This window comes from Thalassospira profundimaris WP0211, from assembly GCF_000300275.1.
GTDB classification, from domain to species: domain Bacteria; phylum Pseudomonadota; class Alphaproteobacteria; order Rhodospirillales; family Thalassospiraceae; genus Thalassospira; species Thalassospira profundimaris.
On record NZ_AMRN01000006.1, the window covers coordinates 226,214 to 242,668 of the forward strand.

The following is a 16,455-nucleotide window of genomic DNA, read 5'->3' on the forward strand; positions in this document are numbered from 1 at the left end:
ACTTATGCCAGAAGTTGCACTGATCACGCCCCCTGCATCTGCCCCCGGCCGACATTATCGACTTTGAATTGAATAAAATTAACTTCAAAACAACGAAACGCGGGCCTATTCTTACGTAAAATAATAATATTCTTTTTTCTAATGTCTGGTGTCTTTGACACAGAAAAGCGCCATGTCGACGACCCGGGAGATTGTGGGGACAATGTCGTTTACGACGATTTTAGGCATTATGGTCGGCCTTGGCCTGTTTGTCGGGTCGATCTTTATTTCGACCGATAACTATCTGGTATTCTTAAGCCTTTCGAGTGCACTGATGGTGGTTGGCGGGACGCTGGCCGCGACATTTATTGCCTATGAGGCGCGCTATGTGCTGCTGGCGCTCAGACTGATTTTCAAGATTTTCCGCGCCCCGCAAATGGGCCGTGGCCAACTGACCGGCGAAGTCGGCCGTGTGGTGAAATGGGGCTATCTGTTGCAGAAAAAGGGCATCAACGCGCTTGAACAGGAAGCCGAACGGGTCGGCAAGGACGAACCGTTTCTTGGCTGGGCGATGGAGGTCGTCATCACCGGCTATGATGGCGAGGAAACCGCCGAGATGCTTCACAATGCCATCGATAACGCCTTTAGCCGCAACCTGGTACCGGTTGCTATCCTTAAGAGCATGGCCGCCGCCGCCCCGGCCTTTGGCATGATCGGGACACTGGTCGGCCTTGTCATCATGCTTGATAAAATGGCCGATGATCCAACCTCGTTGGGGGCCGGTCTTGCGATTGCGCTGATTACGACATTGTATGGCATTGTTGCCGCCCGGTTCTTTTTCCTGCCAGCGGCCAGCAAAATCCAGCAGCGCGAGGAAATCATGCGGTTTCGCAACTACCTGATCGCTGAAGGCCTGATCATGCTGGCTGATCGCAAAGGTCCGCGCGCCATACAGGACAGGATGAATTCCTTCCTTGATCCGGCCATTCATTTCAATATCGACAAGTCGTCGAAGTAAGGGGATCGATCATGGCCCGCGGCAAAAGGCGTCTGCAATTCAAGGAAGAAGAACCGCTCAATGAGGATTGGCTTGCGACCTATGCCGATGCCATCACCCTTTTGATGGCGTTTTTCGTCATGCTGGTCAGCTTTTCCAAGGTCGAAATTCCGATGTTTGAAAAGGTCCAGGCCGGCATTGCCGAACAGATTGGCAAACGCGAAGTCGTCCGCCCGACACAGGTGCTTGAGACAGATCTGCGCGATGTCGTTTTCAACATGGCGCTGGACAGTGCTGTCAATGTGTCGACCGATGACGAAGGCATCCTGATGGAAATGGGCAGCGCGTCGTTCTTCCAACCGGGGTCGGCTAACCTGACCAATGATGCTGTCCTGTTTCTCAAGGATGTCGGGGATCTTCTGAAAGAACCGCGCTATCTCGGTTTTCAGGTCGAAGTTTCCGGTCATACCGACGATAGCCCGATCAATTCACCGCGGTTCCCGACAAACTGGGATCTGGCGGCGGGTCGTGCCATCGCAGTTGTCCGGTTCTTTGCCGCCCTTGGCGTTGATCCCGACAGCAAACGCATGCGCGCCATTTCTTACGGCGATACCAAACCGAAATTACCAAACCGCAATGATTTCGGCGAACCGATTCCGGAGAACCGCGAAGCCAACCGCCGGATTGAAATCCGTGTCTTCCCAAAATACTCGCGCGTGTTTTGAGGCCGAAGTTCAGGTCCGGAAACTGGCACCGCTATTCGATGTGCAACACCATTTCATCGCGGGCGGCAAAGGCACCTGACCAGGTGGCGCGAGCCTTTTGCTCGATAACGGTCATTGCCGCATCATCATGTTCCGGATCGTGATGGAACAGTGCCAGTTGCTTAGCATTGGCAGCCCTACACAGGCGAATGCCTTCCTGCCATGTCGAGTGCCCCCACCCGACTTTCTGCGGAAATTCTTCGTCGGTGTAGGTGCAATCGTAAATCACCAGATCGGCATCTTCGATGAAATCAAGAATGATCGGGTCCGGGGTTTCCGGATCATGTTCGGTATCGGTCACATAACACACCGCATTGCCATCATACTCGACACGAAATGCCGTCGCCCCGTTGGGATGACGCAAAGGTGCCGTCTTGATCACGATACCGTCGGCGGGGTGCAATTCATCCCCGACACTGAAATCCTCAAATGTCAGCTTTGATTGCATGGCAGACAGCGGCACGGGAAATGTCGGGTCGGCCATTTGCGCCGAAAACACGCGTTCCACCCCGCCCTGATGGGTCAGATGCCCCGCCATGACCCGGAAGGACGCGTTGGGGTTATAGGCCGGCACAAAGAACGGAAATCCGTTGATATGATCCCAGTGTGTATGGGTCAGGAAGATATGGGCATGAGTGACATTGCGCCGGATCAAATCCTTGCCCAGATTGCGGATCCCGGTCCCGGCATCAAAGATCAGGACCTCGTCACCGACACGCATTTCAATGCAACTGGTATTGCCACCATAAACAACATGGTCAGGTGACGGGCATGCAATGCTTCCACGAACGCCCCAGAATTTAACCTCAATCGCCATTCACCAAGCCCTGCTCAAGGATTGATTGCATATCGCAAACACCAGTTCACACCTTCAAACGATCACATCACACACTTACGAACCAATCATCGATTGCGCGTAACATATTCAATTCACGCCAACAGTGCTTCCGATCACAGCGCCCATCATTTTATCGGCGCGTCCGCAATTCACCGCCACTTCACAGAGCCCGATCGAATTGCGGTAATGGAAAGCCGATCCTTCCGGAACGTCGGAGAATGTCCGCGCCCCGGAAACGATATGCACATTGACCGTGATCTTTTCATCAAGTGAACGCGTAGAAAGTCCCGTCATCAGGTTGCCATAAGGATCGACATAGATCACTTCGGCCAGTTCATCGGGCCAATCCTGTGCCGGACCGAACCGCGCATCAAGTGCGATCGGATGCGATGCAAAAGCCTGATCGGTTGCGATCCATGCGGCGACCGGGGCAAAGATATCGCGACCATGGAAGCTTGCCGATGCGTCATCGGGCATCCAGTCAATGACCTTGATCGATACCTTTTCGGCACGCCTTATAATCATTTCAAACAAACCATTATCCGGCCCGACATATGAAACGCCATCGGCCGTAACAACAAGCCCCCGACGCGCACTGCCTACCCCCGGATCAACAACCGCCAAGACCACATCGCCCGCCTGAAATTCGCGGGTTAAGGCCGCCAGAAGGTAACTTGCGGCTTTCGGGTTCCGGTCCGGCGCATCACACATCAGATCGCAGATCGGCACATCCGGCGCATGGCGCATCACGACCGACCGCATGGTGCCGCTATAGGGGCCGTTTACACCAAAATCGCTAAAGACAAAGATCATGGCATGTTACCGGAATATCGGTTGAATAAGGTTAGGCTCAGGACCTAGCTTGAAGACAACAACGCCGGTGGCAACATTTTGATCCCACCGGCGTTGTCGCTATTCTTTTAAGATAAGGTCCATGGACCCGAAGTGCTACTTAACCTCGCAGAACTGGCCGCGTCGTTTCAGCTCCGCACACAGCGAGCTTGCCGCACTATCGCTTAGCCCCGTTGCCATCAGGCGATAATAGGTGCCCTTGCCCGGAATGCTGGCGCGCGTCACACCATGTTGAAGCGGGGCAAGCTGGCCATAACGGCTGCTCAGGATTTGCCAGCCGCGTTCAGCCTGTGCCTCATTGCGATAAGACGCCAGATGAACGGATTTGGAGCCACTTGCCATAGCGGCAGGCGCGCTTGCCATTTCCTCAGCCGCCTGAACCGGGCGGCTTTCACCCGTGGCAACACGGCGGACCGGTTCCCCGGAATTAAGCGTCATTGCCGTGCCCTGTGCCGGTTCGACAATGGCGGCTTCAATCGCGTCACGTTCGCGCTTGAACTCATCAGGTGTGACCAGTTTCATCTGTTGCAGGTCTTCGATGCGTGCGATCTGGCGTGCGGCATCCATCAGACCTTGCGGGGCTGGCGGCGGAGTTGCGCGTTGGCGCGGCTGGGCTGGCAATAACGCATCGAGAATGGCGGTGCGTTCTGCAACATGTTCCTGCACGGTAATCGCCCCGATCTGAAGCGCACGGTTTAGCTGATTAAGGCGTTGTTCGACCTGTTCGCCATCTGGCGGCGGGTTATTCAAGAATGCCGACGGTGCCGGTTGGCTCATGGGCAGCAACGCACCAAGGTTTGCCGAACGGCGGGCGGAATATTCCTCGGGCGTGACAAGTCCGGTGGACTGGAGATTGCGCAAGATCGCAAACCGTTTGGCAATTGCCTCGTCCCCTGCCGACAGGGCTGCACCGGCCGGAACATCCATCGGCCTCGTTGACGCGCTGGTCATGGACGAAACCGGGTTGCCCGTCATCGGCGCGTTTGTGGCACGACCGGCGGCAACAGCCGCAGCACCATTGCCAAGGCCCGACGGCCCGCTAATGATTTGATCATTGATACTCAGCGACCCCGGCAGGCCACGTTGAAGCCGCGACAGGTTGAATTCAGCTGCGTCCCGCAACGGGCGCGGCTGTGTGCCCGTTGCCGAAGACATCAGAACCGTACCGGGCGGGTTCATCGCGATCAGTGTTTCATAACCATCGCGCGCCCGATCCGGGCGGTTGGTATTTTGATAAAGAACGGACCGCCACAACATTGCATGGCCATCCTGGGGATTTTTGCGCAGTGCCTCGTCAAAATACTTTTCCGCAGATGCATAATCACCGCTGGCCAATTGTTGCAGGCCAAGGGCCGTGTAGTTGTCATCGGCAAAGGACGTTGCCTCGTCCCAGAAGTCCTGATCCAGCAGCGGCGCACAGGCCGACACCCATGAAACCATACCGATCACAGCAATACCCTTGCCGATTTTCAGCCAGTTCCCGGTCCGCTTTGCGGATACCTGCATGGCGCCAATCCCCTATTCCATAAAACCCGTTTCGGAAATCATGCTGTAGTGCCGGTTCATATTCCAGCAAAACCCGGCATGGACTTCCCCCATACAGCCTTGATTTTGCACCCTGCTTGCCAACAATTCGTTAAAGCAAATTAATCACTGTTTTTGACGCGACACTTGTCCTGCCATACGTATAGTTTCTATACATAGAATAGTGCTAAAGTGAGTGTCTCAACCATTAACCAGACCTTCAGAACATTATGATTTGATCAGACTTCGGTCTTCGGTGTATTCAACCGGCAAATAACCACTCAAAAAAACGTTTTCTCTTTCAGGGGTTTCGGCGTGATTGAACCGCAGCAATATGGCCAACAGGCCCTTCAGGAATACCTGTTGCTGGATTATGTGCAACGGCTGGAGACCCGTAAATACGGGCACCGGGCTGTACATATTCACCTGTCGCGCCTAAAACCGTTCCACCGCCGCGATTATCATATCCGCGTTGCGACCAATACCTTTGAAAGCTATGTCAAACTCTATGTCGGCCGTATCTTTGTTCTGACCAACAATGATCTGATCTTTGTCTGGAAAGACAAATCGATTGCCGATGTCGAACCGGCTGTTGATACGCTGCGCTATCTGTTCCGCGATGATCCGCTGTCACAGGACGACAGCGAGGAAACCGGTTTTTGCACCTGGTACAACCTTAATACCGAGTTCCAGGAATTCCTGTTGCTGTGTCAGCACCTTGATGAGCGCGCCAAAAAGCTTCAGAAAAGCTTGAACATGCGTAGTGCCATCCAGCGTGAAAAAGACAACAACGTTCTGAACCCGATCACGGCCGAAAACCTCGGCGAACTCGAAGAAACCATTCACACAGCCGATCTGTCCGAACATATTCGCCAGCAACCGGTCTGTGTCTTTGCCCATGGCAGTTCCAAGGAACTGCATCCGGTATTTGACGAGTTCTTTGTCTCGATCACCGATCTGCGCAACGCGCTGATGCCCAATATTGATCTGGCGTCAAACCGTTGGCTGTTCCAGCACATGACCGAGACACTCGACAAACGCATGCTGAACTATCTGTGCAAGCGGACCTTCAAGACGCATGCAAGTTCGTTCTCGATCAACCTCAATCTTGGCACCCTGACGTCGAAGGATTTTGACAAGTTTGATGAAACCGTGCGCCGCAACTGGCAGGGCAACGTGATCATCGAGCTTAATCAGGTTGATCTGTTTTCAAACCTTGAAACCTATCTCAGTGTGCGTGACGACTTTCATGAACGCGGTTATCGCATTCTGATCGACAACCTGACGGTCGAAGCCCTGTCCTTTGTTGATCGTAAACGCCTTAAGGCAGACTTCATCAAGGTCGCATGGCGCGAAGAGATGACTGATAATGTCATCCGCAAAAAATATTCGGAAATGGACAGTCTGGTGAAAAACTCCGGCCGGGAACGCGTGATCCTGTGCCGTTGTGATTCGCCCACCGCGATCAAGTTCGGCCAGTCGCTTGGCATCACCCTGTTCCAGGGGCGCTATATCGACAACATGATCGCCCGGCAGCGCCGCGCCAAGCGCGACGCCAAAAAACCCGTCAGACCTGCGCCGACAAGACCAACCGACGACAAGCCGACGCGATAACCGACCGCTGCCAGACATCCTCCTGACAAACCGGTCAGGAGCCTTGGTTTACCGGCAACCACCTTCATTTCACCCCTTGGCAACACGGGAACAAAAGCAGTACAAATAAGCATGTTGTACGCGCTGTGCCCGGATTGCCATCACAAATGGCGACTGCATCTTGACCGACCGCTCCCAAAAAGCGGTAGCGGGTCCTATGTGCCCTGCCCGGTCTGTTCCTGCAAGCGCGCCATCGCCCACCCGGAACTGCCAGAGCTTGCGATTGGTCATCTCGATTGCGATGCTTTTTATGCGTCGATTGAAAAGCGTGACCGCCCGGAATTGGTCGATCAGCCCGTTATTATTGGCGGCGGTCATCGTGGTGTTGTTGCGACATGCTGTTATGTTGCGCGCAAATATGGCGTGCGGTCCGCCATGCCTGCCTTCAAGGCACGGGAACTCTGCCCCGATGCGGTGTTTTTGAAGTCCGATATGAAAAAGTATCAGCGCGAAGGCTATCGCATTCGCGACATGATGCGCGCGCTCACCCCCGATATCGAACCGCTGTCGATTGACGAGGCCTTTATGGACCTCACCAACGCCATGGAAACCCATGGCAAATCGGCGGCAGAATGCCTGATCGACCTGCAAAACACGATTAAACGCGAAGTCGGCATCACGGTCTCGATCGGGCTTTCCTATAACAAGTTTCTTGCCAAGATCTCATCCGATCTCAACAAGCCGTTTGGCTTTTCCATGATCGGGCGGCGTGAGGCGCTTGATTTCCTGGCAGACAAGCCAGTGCGCATGATGTGGGGTGTTGGCCCCGCGATGGAGCGCAAACTGCATGCAGATGGCGTTACAACCATCGGGCAGCTGCAGGAAATGGACATCCATACCCTTCAGGGCCGTTATGGCAGCATCGGCAAGCGGTTCTTTTACTTTTCCCGCGGTGAAGACAATCGGCGTGTGGAGCAAAGCACGGAACGCAAAAGTCTGTCTTCGGAAACCACCTTCAACGAAGATATCGCAAGCCTATCCGAGCTTTCCGAGATCGCCGCCCGCCTCACCTCAAGGGTCGCCAGCGATCTGGCGCGCAAGGAAATCGCCGGGCACACCGTGATACTCAAACTGAAATCATCGGACTTCAAGCTCCGCACCCGCAACATGCGCCTGACCTATCCGACATTGCGTGAAGACGTCATTCTTGATGCTGCGCTGACGTTGCTTAAAAAGGAAATCGATGGCACGCGCTATCGGTTACTTGGCGTCGGAGTGGCCGACCTTTACGACGCCGACATGGCCGATCCGGTTGATTTGTTTGCCGGTGATATCGCCGCCATCACCGATGATGCCGCGCAGTCAGACGCAATCACACCAGAAACCCCGCGCACGGTCATCGACCTGCCCCGACCGACTGCCGAACAATTGCGCGAAAGCCTGACACGGCGTTATCGGCAGCATAAAAAGAAGATAGCACGGCAGCAGCGGTTTAGGTTCTAGCTTTTCCTCAATAGACGGTTTAGGTGCCCCAAACCCTCGACTTGAATCCCAATACCATGCGGCACATTAATCTCGCAGTCCGAAGTCTGACCTCGAAACCGTAGCCCATTCGCAACTAACTCATAAGTCCCTTCGGTTGACAGTTCACAGTCTGGGTCATTAGCCCACAGAACAATACCAGAGAGATTCCGTTGTGAGAAAAATTCTAAAACCTCTTTGATCAAATCGCATGCATCCTCAATCAATTCAGCTCCCTCAAAGCACAAGGCTTCAAATTCCTTTATTTTCCCAGAAAAAGAATGATTTGTCAGATCTCCCCACTTGGTATCCACCAAGATTTTCTTTGCATGCCATAGTTTTTGCTGACCAGATTCAAGAAATCGTTTTGCCTTCATAGGAGACCTCGACAACGCCTCCACTCCCATTACCCTATGCAATGTAAATTCTTGAATCTTCTTTCCGGAACCGCTGCCCCCTCTCTCAATTGCTTGATAGTCGACAACACGCCTTAGAACGCTTAAGCGGCCATCTCTGCTACGCGCAATCTGAAGTTGTCGCCACAAACTTGACATTCGCCTCTCAAATTCCACTGGGTATCGATCCACAAAATCCCATGTTTTGGGTGCTGCAAGAACGAGCTTTAGTGAATCGTTTATGTCTTTGAGAGCTTGAGGATACTCGACAGATAGACTCTTGAATTTTTCTTTCCGTTCAAATTGCCGGTACTCATCCTTCGCCCCATGCCATTCATCATCAGCAATATGCCTTTTCCAACAATCCTCACCAATCAACCTTAGCTTTTTGTCCTCACAATAAACTATTTTCCCGTCCATGAACTTGTTGTCGACCTCGCAATAAGAGCATCGATACCAGTTCTCTCTGGACTTACTGACTAGCTTTGGGGCACTAGCGATGAATGCGAATTTCGTCCCGTGTTCTGGTGCTTTGGCATCAATCGACAATCCATCAATGCACTTGTGCTTTTGTAAATGATGCCTTGTATGAACTCGGACTTCTTCAAGCTCTTCAGTTTTATTCAAACTGAGTTTAGCCATCCTGCACACCACCTATAATTGACGCCAGAACAATACTGTTCAATTATATAACAAGTGGTCTGCACGACAAAGAATCAACTGGCATAAACATACATTGAAGACGACCCAACTAAGTTGGCCCGCGACCAAGCATAGTGTACGCTCAAAACCACACAAACCCCATCATGACGCTGCAGGAGTTGAGTGAGAAACTTTATTATCTGGAAAAGATGGCGTCCCCTAGGGGATTCGAACCCCTGTTGCCGCCGTGAAAGGGCGGTGTCCTAGGCCTCTAGACGAAGGGGACACAGGCACAAGCATTTATGTGCGAATGTCGTGACTTTCGGTTGGTGGCGTCCCCTAGGGGATTCGAACCCCTGTTGCCGCCGTGAAAGGGCGGTGTCCTAGGCCTCTAGACGAAGGGGACACAGCGCGTTAACGAGGCCGGTTTTTAGCGATTGGGTGGGGTCAGGTCAAGCGGCTTTTTCGCCCCTGTGACGTTTTTTTTAATCCCTTGGCGTAAATGATGCCATTCCCGACCAAATACTGAAAAACCTTGGCACACTGTTTAACCAGACGGTTTATTGGCTATGGCGTCGGGTTCCAATCCAGAAACTGATCCCCGCCACAGCAAGACCACAGCCCAAAAAGACAAACATCGCCTTGTAACCGGTATCCGGGTCGGCCTCATAATGGCCGACAATCAGTCCGGCAATGCCTTGCAGGACGAACAGACCGCCAAAGGTCGCCAGATTGATCGTGGTCAGCGCCCGGCCAATCTGATGTTCGGCCACCGCCTTGCGCGATGCCGCGTAATTGAGCGTCGCACTGCTGCCAAGGAAGCCGTGCAGCAACATCAAAACCATGGCGATGCCCGTCCCCATTGGCCCGACAAAGGCCTGCATCAGGCAGGCAACCGCCCCGACCAGCACGGCAAAGACAATCAGACCACGGGTATTGTCAGGCATCATGCGCGACAGTTGCCCATAGGTCGGCGGACCAATGATCATGCCAATCGTCATGACCAGAAGGATATTACCAACCTCGACAGCGCCCAGATCAAACACGTCATGCAAATAAGGCCCGCCCCAAAGCCCTCGGACTGTCAGGATCGTCGGATAGCTGAAAAACGCCACGCCCGACAGCAACCAGACCTGCCGGTTTGACCAGACCGACACCATACCGCGCAGGACATCACCGACACTTTCGCCGCGCTGGGCATGGGTTGCATGGCCCGGCGGGTTGTCGCGGACCAGAATGAAATCAAGCACAACCGCAATCAACGCAATACCGGCAAGGCCGTAATAAACCGCCCGCCAGCCATAGGCCTCAACCAGTGTGGCAAGCGGCGTTGCCGATGCCAGAACGCCCATCAAACTGAACGAAACGATCAAACCGGATGCAGCGGCAAACTTTTCGGGTGCGGTCCAGCGCGCGGCCAGAACCAGTGCCGACATGAAGGCCGCCGAACAGCCAACGCCAATCACCGCCTGGCCCGCCATCAGGCCCAGCACGCTTTGCGCATTGGCAAAGATAAAGACACCGGCAACGGTGACCATGGTCAGAAACCCGTTGGTCAGGCGCGGCCCATACCGGTCGAGCAGCACCCCGACGGGGATCTGCATCAGAGCAAAGGCAAAATGGAAGCTACCCGATATCAGGCCAAGCTGTTCGGGCGTAACGGCAAGCTGTTCACGTAGCGGCCCGGCAAGCAGCGCCTGGGCAGAACGGAAAAACTGACTAAGCGAAAAGGCCAGCATGATCGGCATCAGAACGATCAAAAACGATCCGAGGCCATGCTTGGGCGTCGCAGAGGTGGGTGTGGGGCGCGAATTTTGTGTCATGGTGTCTTCAGGATTAGTCTGATCGAACCATAACGGCAAGCATTTGCAGCATCATAGCTGCCCTGCCCGGGGTCACGTCGCTAGACCGGCAAGGCCACATCATCAATAATCAGTTGCACACCATCACGCCCCTGCCAGCTATCACGGCGCAAATGCCCCAGAACATGCAACGGGCGCCCACCATGTTTGATCAGGGTCTGGCCCATATCATTATCAAGGCATCTGAACGCAATTGCCTTAAGCCGCCCCTGCCCGTTTGACCCGGTCAGGATACAGCGCACATGATCCTGTCCGACAACATCGGCCTTGACCGCCCGGCAATCGACAAAGGCAAATCTGGGCTCGGCATTGCCCGCACCAAAAGGCCCCAGCTTTTCAAGTGAGTCGATAAGCTCAAGTGTCGCACCCTTGGCATGAAGCGCCCCATCGACCGTGATCGTCGGGCGAATATCATTTTCGGCGATGATCTTGGCAAAGCGTTCTTCAAGGAAGGCCTCGAACGCGTCAAGCTTTTCGGGATCAAGTGTAAAGCCCGCCGCCATATGGTGCCCGCCACCATTGATCAGAAGCCCGGCCTGACGCGCCGCAATGATCGCATCGCCCAGATCAATCCCGCGCACAGAACGCGCAGACCCCTTATAGACGCCGTCAACCTTGCCCATCACAAGCGACGGCACGTGATAGCGATCCTTAAGCCTGCTTGCGACAATACCGATTACGCCCGGATGCCAGTCTTCGCCACCAACCAGCACCATGGAGCCGACCTTTGACCTGCCCTCGACCGCGCTGATGGCCTGATCAAGGACGATATCCTCGATCGCCTTGCGCTCACGGTTATATTCATCAAGTCTGCGGGCGATATCCTGCGCCTCTGCGGGGTTCTCGCCCGAAAGCAGGGTGGAGCCCAGAAAACTCTCGCCAACGCGCCCACCGGCATTCACACGCGGCCCAAGGACATAACCCAGGTGATAGGCACTGGGCACTTCGTTGACGCCGGCAATATCGGCAAGTGATGTCATGCCGACATTGGATCGGTGCTTCATCACCTTAAGGCCCTGGGTCACAAACGCCCGGTTCAATCCGCGCAACGGCACCACATCACACACCGTACCAAGCGCTACCAGATCAAGCCAGTTGCGCAAATCGGGTGCGCGAACGCCCTTCTTTTCAAGCCAGCCACGATTGCGCAATTCGCGCAGCAACGCCACACAGACCAAAAAGGCCACACCTGCTGCACAAAGATGCCCAAGCCCGCTTTCATCATCAAGCCGGTTGGGGTTCACGACCGCCACGGCAGGCGGCAATTCCGGCTCTGCTGCATGGTGGTCGACAACAATGATCTCGATCCCGGCATCGCGGGCTTCTTGCAGCGGCGCATAAGCAGTCACACCGCAATCAACCGTCAGGACCAGCTTGGCACCCTTGCGTTGCAGCTCCAGAAGGGCGGGCGCATTCGGGCCATAGCCCTCTTTCATGCGATCGGGAATATGGACAGGAACATCAACACCAATGGCGCGGAAAAACCGTTTCAACAACGCCGTACTGGTCGCGCCATCAACGTCATAATCGCCAAATACCGCAATCCCCTCGCCCGCCTCAATCGCATCGGCGATGCGCGCGGCTGCCTTGTCCATATCCTGCAAGCTGGATGGGTCAGGCATCAGGTCACGCAGTGTCGGTGACAGGAAACTTTCGGCGTCATCAAGGTCAATGCCGCGTGCGGCCATTACCCGGCCAACAATCTCGGGCACGCCGAAACGCTGGGCAATCGTGGTTGCCAGTCGCTCATCATTTGCGCGTTCCCGCCACCATTTGCCGGTGACGGATCGCTCAATGCCCATAAAGGTCTTTTCTTGTGAATGCTCTGTCATGCCCTATGGAATAGCGCAATCTCGGGCGGTCTGAAACCGGATATTTTGCCAATCGATCAAACCGCACCGAGACATGGCAATCCCTAGCCGGCCGGGTTTTCCCCGCACCATTTCAAAACGTTCTCGGCATCTGCGGCCGGATCATCGACGGGATAGAACACCTTGGTGATCTTGCCATCGTCAATGACCATGGTCAGACGCTTGAACAGGCGCATGCCATCGGCCTCGAAATCGGGCATCGCCATGGCTTCCTTGAAGCGATGATCAGCATCCGACAGCAATGCAAATGGCAGATGAAGGCGCTCGGCTGCTTCTTTTTGATAATCGGTTGTCTGGCTTGAAAGCCCGAACAGGCTTTCGACACCGACCGCGCGCAATTCCGCTGCGTGATCACGGAACGAACAGGATTGTGGCGTACAGCCCTTGGCACCGGGAATTTCGTTCCAACCTTCCGGGGACGGCACGCCGGGCTCCGCCGTGCGCGGATAGGCATAGACAACCGTGCGGCCCGACAGTGTCGACAAATCAACGGATGCGTCATTGGTTGCAGACAAACCCATCGCAGGCAGGATCTGCCCCGTCAGGCGTTCAATCACATGTGCGTCGCTTTCTGAACTCATCATGATCCTCCCAGGATACAAGAGCGGGCTTTTATCACGAACAAGGTTCGGCCCTTTGGCTTTCAAGATAAGTCTGAACCCAAGGCTTAAAAAGAAGCATCGATTTCGTATTGTGAAAAACATTTTGCTGCATCACACCATTTGCCTGCGCGGCAAAGCTGTGCAAACTGGTGCGATAACAAAAATGGATACGCGCAATGCCCCAGAAAAAAGGTCTCAGGATCGGATTATCCATCCTGTCCATACTTACTGCCCTGATGTCGATGCCAATGGTGATGTTTTCACCAATGATGTTTGACGCACCGGGATCAGATGAAAATGTCTACACCCAGTTCCTGTTTTTCAGCGTCCTGGCATTTCCGGTGCTCTGCCTGATGGGCGGCATTCTTCCGTGGATATTCAAACGCCACCCGAAATCAATCTGGCTTTATGGGCTCAGCGGCCTTGCCATCGGGCTTGTCATTCTCGCAGTCGTGCTGCTGTCGGTTCAGTGCGGCGGTGACTTCGCCTGCTGATCAGACGATGCCTTCGTCCGCCGCGATCAGAGCCAACCCGTGTGCCACCGACAGGAACGGCTGGCCGATTTCGATGCGGTCCTTGCCAAAGCGATCTTCGAACAGCTTGCGCACGGCGGGGACATAGGATGTGCCGCCGGTCATGAAGACCTTTGAGACATCACGTGCATCGACACCAGCCTGATCAAGGCAGTTTTTGGCTGCCAGTTCGATCTCGGCCATGTCGGGTGCAATCGAGGCTTCGAAATCGGCACGGGTCAGTTTTTCTTCGATCTCCACCCCGCCGTGGGCGAATTGCAAGATGGTGCTGTCTTTTTCAGAAAGCTCTGCCTTGGCCTTTGATACCGACTGATAAAGGTGGAAGCCCATTTCGTCTTCGATGATCGCCACCAGATCCTCGATATCATCGGGCTTGGTTGCGGATCGGATCAGACCTTTGATTTCGTTAATGGTTTTGGGTTGGTTCATCATCGCCAGTTCGTGCCAGCGCGAAAACGCCGTGTAATATTGCCGCGGAACCGGCAGGGTCGCGCCCATGGATTTGTATTCGGATCCAAAGCCCAAACGCGGCCAAACGGCCTTCTGGATGATGCGATAATCAAACCGGTCACCCGCAACGCCAAGACCCGTGTGCGAAAGCGGCTGCACCCCGCGAATGCCCAGTCCCGGTGTAAAGCGGATCAGCGAAAAGTCACTGGTACCACCGCCAAAGTCGGCGACCAGAACGGTTTCGGGTTTATCGAGCTCTCGCCCGTAATAATAGGATGCTGCCAATGGTTCGAACACCATGGCCTCGACATCAAAACCGGCCTGTTCATAGGCCGCACGCAAGCGCATTTCGGCAAAGTCGTTGTCCGGGTTATTCCCCGCAAAGGCGACAGGCCGCCCGGAAATCACCCGCTGTCCCAGCCAGCCAAGGCTGTGTTGCGCGAAGTGATGGATTTGCGTCAGGAACGTACCAATCAGATCTTCGATGGAATAGTTGGTCCCGAAGATATCCGTGCCGTCGAAATCCTTGGCCGCCAGATAGGATTTCATCGACTGGATCAGGCGGCAGTCTTGGCTTTCCTTAAGGTATTCCTCAATCGCGAACGGGCCGGAACAGCTTTTGGTGTGGCTTGGCGCATTTGGCGCCTTCAGATCCTGATCTTCCCAGAAATACAGAATGGTCCGATAGGTATCGAAGCTTTTGGTGCCGACCTCGAACGCGGCGGATTGCACGTTTCCTGCACTGTCTGCCACGGCAAGAACAGAGTTCGTCGTTCCGAAATCAAGGGCAATAATTTCCGACATCAGGCAGGCTCCGGCATTTGGTGTTGGTCACAGGGGGCGGAGGATGTAACGCAGTCCACCTGCCCCTGCAAGCCATTAAACGAAAAAAGGGAGTGCCGAGAATTACATCAAGGCACTCCCTTTTCGAAATTTGAGAACTGGTCGCTTATTTGTACCAGATTTTCCGGCTGAAATCGTGCACGGCGCGGACATAACGTACAGTACCGGATTGCGAACGCATCACGATGCTTTCGGTTTCCGCCCCATTGGCAAAGCGGCGCACGCCGCGCAGCATCGCGCCATCGGTCACACCGGTTGCCGCAAACATGACATTGCCCTTGGCAAGTTCGGTCAGCTTGTATTTGCGGGTCAGGTCTTCGATGCCCCATTTTTTCGCGCGCGCGATTTCGTCATCGTTGCGGAAAACAAGACGGCCCTGGAACTGACCACCGATGCAACGAAGGGCTGCCGCGGCCAGAACACCTTCCGGCGCGCCGCCGGTACCCATGTAAAGATCGATGCCCGAAGTTTTCTGAGAAGTCGCGATCACACCGGCAACATCACCATCCCCGATCAGCATGATGCGTGCACCGGCTTCACGGGTTTTGGCAATGATTTCCTGATGGCGCGGACGATCAAGAATACAGACGACCAGATCGGCAACATCGCAACCCTTGGCTTTTGCAAGGCTTTTGAGGTTTTCGGCCGGGCTGGCATCAAGGTCGACAACATCGTCCGGAAGACCACCGCCGACGGCAATCTTTTCCATATAGGTGTCCGGCGCATTCAGGAAGCCACCCTTTTCGGCCATGGCAACGACGGCCAAAGAGTTCGGGCCGCCGGTCGCGCAAATGGTCGTACCTTCAAGCGGATCAAGCGCGATATCGATTTCCGGACCTTCGCCGGAGCCAACTTCTTCGCCGATAAACAGCATCGGGGCTTCGTCGCGTTCGCCTTCGCCAATCACGACCGTGCCTTTGATATCCATGCTGTTAAGCGCATTGCGCATGGCGTCCACGGCGGCCTGATCGGCTGCCTTTTCGTCGCCGCGTCCCATCAGGCCAGAGCACGCAAGTGCCGCCGCCTCGGTTACGCGAACCGTTTCAAGCGCAAGATTTCGATCCATATCTTCTTCCTCGTATTGCTGATGTGGGGTCTGGGGGCCCCATCTCATTGTTGTCTTTTTATTTTTATGCTCGGTTTTCTGTCCAAGCTATACAACATCGCCCCGCATCATGGCAGATACGGG

General features: G+C 54.6%; 14 protein-coding genes and 2 tRNA genes. 5 read left to right on the top strand and 11 right to left on the bottom strand.

The window, feature by feature from the left end; genetic code table 11:
* Positions 1-202 precede the first annotated feature (202 nt).
* Together TH2_RS13090 and TH2_RS13095 are read left to right on the top strand one after the other, a co-directional pair.
* Positions 203-997, top strand: a complete 795-nt coding sequence (locus TH2_RS13090) for a motility protein A (protein WP_008890912.1) — start codon at positions 203-205, stop codon at positions 995-997.
* Positions 998-1,008: 11 nt separating this feature from the next.
* Entirely contained in the window at positions 1,009-1,701 is a 693-nt protein-coding gene (locus TH2_RS13095) for an OmpA/MotB family protein (RefSeq protein WP_008890913.1), read from the top strand.
* A gap of 31 nt (positions 1,702-1,732) precedes the next feature.
* Here TH2_RS13095 and TH2_RS13100 read toward each other — a convergent pair whose 3' ends face one another.
* The 3 genes from TH2_RS13100 to TH2_RS13110 form a co-directional block, all read right to left on the bottom strand.
* Positions 1,733-2,557, bottom strand: coding sequence for an MBL fold metallo-hydrolase (locus TH2_RS13100; RefSeq protein WP_008890914.1), 825 nt, complete (start codon positions 2,555-2,557; stop codon positions 1,733-1,735).
* 108 nt (positions 2,558-2,665) lie between these two features.
* Positions 2,666-3,391: an SAM hydrolase/SAM-dependent halogenase family protein gene (locus tag TH2_RS13105; RefSeq protein WP_008890915.1), complete on the bottom strand. Its 726-nt coding sequence runs from the start codon at positions 3,389-3,391 to the stop codon at positions 2,666-2,668.
* A 135-nt stretch (positions 3,392-3,526) separates the two neighbouring features.
* Positions 3,527-4,936, bottom strand: a complete 1,410-nt coding sequence (locus tag TH2_RS13110) for an SPOR domain-containing protein (protein ID WP_008890916.1) — start codon at positions 4,934-4,936, stop codon at positions 3,527-3,529.
* A gap of 333 nt (positions 4,937-5,269) precedes the next feature.
* On the opposite strand from TH2_RS13110, the gene TH2_RS13115 reads away from it, so the two are divergent.
* Both TH2_RS13115 and TH2_RS13120 read left to right on the top strand, forming a co-directional pair.
* On the top strand, positions 5,270-6,568 hold the full coding sequence (locus TH2_RS13115) for an EAL domain-containing protein (protein ID WP_008890917.1): 1,299 nt from the start codon (positions 5,270-5,272) through the stop codon (positions 6,566-6,568).
* A 111-nt stretch (positions 6,569-6,679) separates the two neighbouring features.
* On the top strand, positions 6,680-8,050 hold the full coding sequence (locus tag TH2_RS13120; RefSeq protein ID WP_008890918.1) for a DNA polymerase IV: 1,371 nt from the start codon (positions 6,680-6,682) through the stop codon (positions 8,048-8,050).
* On the opposite strand, the gene TH2_RS13125 is transcribed toward TH2_RS13120, so the two are convergent.
* The 6 genes from TH2_RS13125 to TH2_RS13150 all read right to left on the bottom strand — a co-directional run bounded on the left by TH2_RS13125 (position 8,047) and on the right by TH2_RS13150 (position 13,422).
* The gene (locus tag TH2_RS13125; RefSeq protein ID WP_008890919.1) at positions 8,047-9,105 is read right to left on the bottom strand and encodes a hypothetical protein; all 1,059 of its coding nucleotides are present in this window, start codon (positions 9,103-9,105) and stop codon (positions 8,047-8,049) included. The two genes, TH2_RS13120 and TH2_RS13125, sit on opposite strands and share 4 nt — an antisense overlap.
* 210 nt (positions 9,106-9,315) lie before the next feature.
* Positions 9,316-9,391: transfer RNA gene (locus TH2_RS13130), tRNA-Glu, on the bottom strand.
* Between the two features lie 44 nt (positions 9,392-9,435).
* Positions 9,436-9,511, bottom strand: a tRNA-Glu gene (locus TH2_RS13135).
* Positions 9,512-9,665: 154 nt separating this feature from the next.
* Positions 9,666-10,928, bottom strand: a complete 1,263-nt coding sequence (locus TH2_RS13140; RefSeq protein ID WP_008890920.1) for an MFS transporter — start codon at positions 10,926-10,928, stop codon at positions 9,666-9,668.
* Between the two features lie 80 nt (positions 10,929-11,008).
* Positions 11,009-12,769: a single-stranded-DNA-specific exonuclease RecJ gene (recJ, locus tag TH2_RS13145; protein WP_008890921.1), complete on the bottom strand. Its 1,761-nt coding sequence runs from the start codon at positions 12,767-12,769 to the stop codon at positions 11,009-11,011.
* 113 nt (positions 12,770-12,882) lie between these two features.
* Complete coding sequence (locus TH2_RS13150) at positions 12,883-13,422, bottom strand: peroxiredoxin (protein ID WP_238538703.1); 540 nt, start codon at positions 13,420-13,422, stop codon at positions 12,883-12,885.
* Positions 13,423-13,616: 194 nt separating this feature from the next.
* Here TH2_RS13150 and TH2_RS13155 point away from each other — a divergent pair, with 194 nt between their 5' ends.
* On the top strand, positions 13,617-13,934 hold the full coding sequence (locus TH2_RS13155) for a hypothetical protein (protein WP_040823789.1): 318 nt from the start codon (positions 13,617-13,619) through the stop codon (positions 13,932-13,934).
* On the opposite strand, the gene TH2_RS13160 is transcribed toward TH2_RS13155, so the two are convergent.
* The gene (locus TH2_RS13160) at positions 13,935-15,227 is read right to left on the bottom strand and encodes an Hsp70 family protein (RefSeq protein WP_008890925.1); all 1,293 of its coding nucleotides are present in this window, start codon (positions 15,225-15,227) and stop codon (positions 13,935-13,937) included.
* Positions 15,228-15,372: 145 nt separating this feature from the next.
* Positions 15,373-16,332, bottom strand: a complete 960-nt coding sequence (glpX, locus tag TH2_RS13165; RefSeq protein ID WP_008890926.1) for a class II fructose-bisphosphatase — start codon at positions 16,330-16,332, stop codon at positions 15,373-15,375.
* Positions 16,333-16,455: the final 123 nt, after the last annotated feature.

What these genes read in the sequence shown, in the direction of transcription:
- glpX (WP_008890926.1), bottom strand. Translation starts at nt 16,332, where the DNA reads ATGGATCGAAATCTTGCGCTTGAAACGGTTCGCGTAACCGAGGCGGCG.
- TH2_RS13155 (WP_040823789.1), top strand. Translation starts at nt 13,617, where the DNA reads ATGCCCCAGAAAAAAGGTCTCAGGATCGGATTATCCATCCTGTCCATA.
- TH2_RS13100 (WP_008890914.1), bottom strand. Translation starts at nt 2,557, where the DNA reads ATGGCGATTGAGGTTAAATTCTGGGGCGTTCGTGGAAGCATTGCATGC.
- TH2_RS13110 (WP_008890916.1), bottom strand. Translation starts at nt 4,936, where the DNA reads ATGCAGGTATCCGCAAAGCGGACCGGGAACTGGCTGAAAATCGGCAAG.
- TH2_RS13160 (WP_008890925.1), bottom strand. Translation starts at nt 15,227, where the DNA reads ATGTCGGAAATTATTGCCCTTGATTTCGGAACGACGAACTCTGTTCTT.
- TH2_RS13125 (WP_008890919.1), bottom strand. Translation starts at nt 9,105, where the DNA reads ATGGCTAAACTCAGTTTGAATAAAACTGAAGAGCTTGAAGAAGTCCGA.
- TH2_RS13105 (WP_008890915.1), bottom strand. Translation starts at nt 3,391, where the DNA reads ATGATCTTTGTCTTTAGCGATTTTGGTGTAAACGGCCCCTATAGCGGC.
- TH2_RS13150 (WP_238538703.1), bottom strand. Translation starts at nt 13,422, where the DNA reads ATGATGAGTTCAGAAAGCGACGCACATGTGATTGAACGCCTGACGGGG.
- TH2_RS13095 (WP_008890913.1), top strand. Translation starts at nt 1,009, where the DNA reads ATGGCCCGCGGCAAAAGGCGTCTGCAATTCAAGGAAGAAGAACCGCTC.
- recJ (WP_008890921.1), bottom strand. Translation starts at nt 12,769, where the DNA reads ATGGGCATTGAGCGATCCGTCACCGGCAAATGGTGGCGGGAACGCGCA.
- TH2_RS13140 (WP_008890920.1), bottom strand. Translation starts at nt 10,928, where the DNA reads ATGACACAAAATTCGCGCCCCACACCCACCTCTGCGACGCCCAAGCAT.
- TH2_RS13120 (WP_008890918.1), top strand. Translation starts at nt 6,680, where the DNA reads ATGTTGTACGCGCTGTGCCCGGATTGCCATCACAAATGGCGACTGCAT.
- TH2_RS13090 (WP_008890912.1), top strand. Translation starts at nt 203, where the DNA reads ATGTCGTTTACGACGATTTTAGGCATTATGGTCGGCCTTGGCCTGTTT.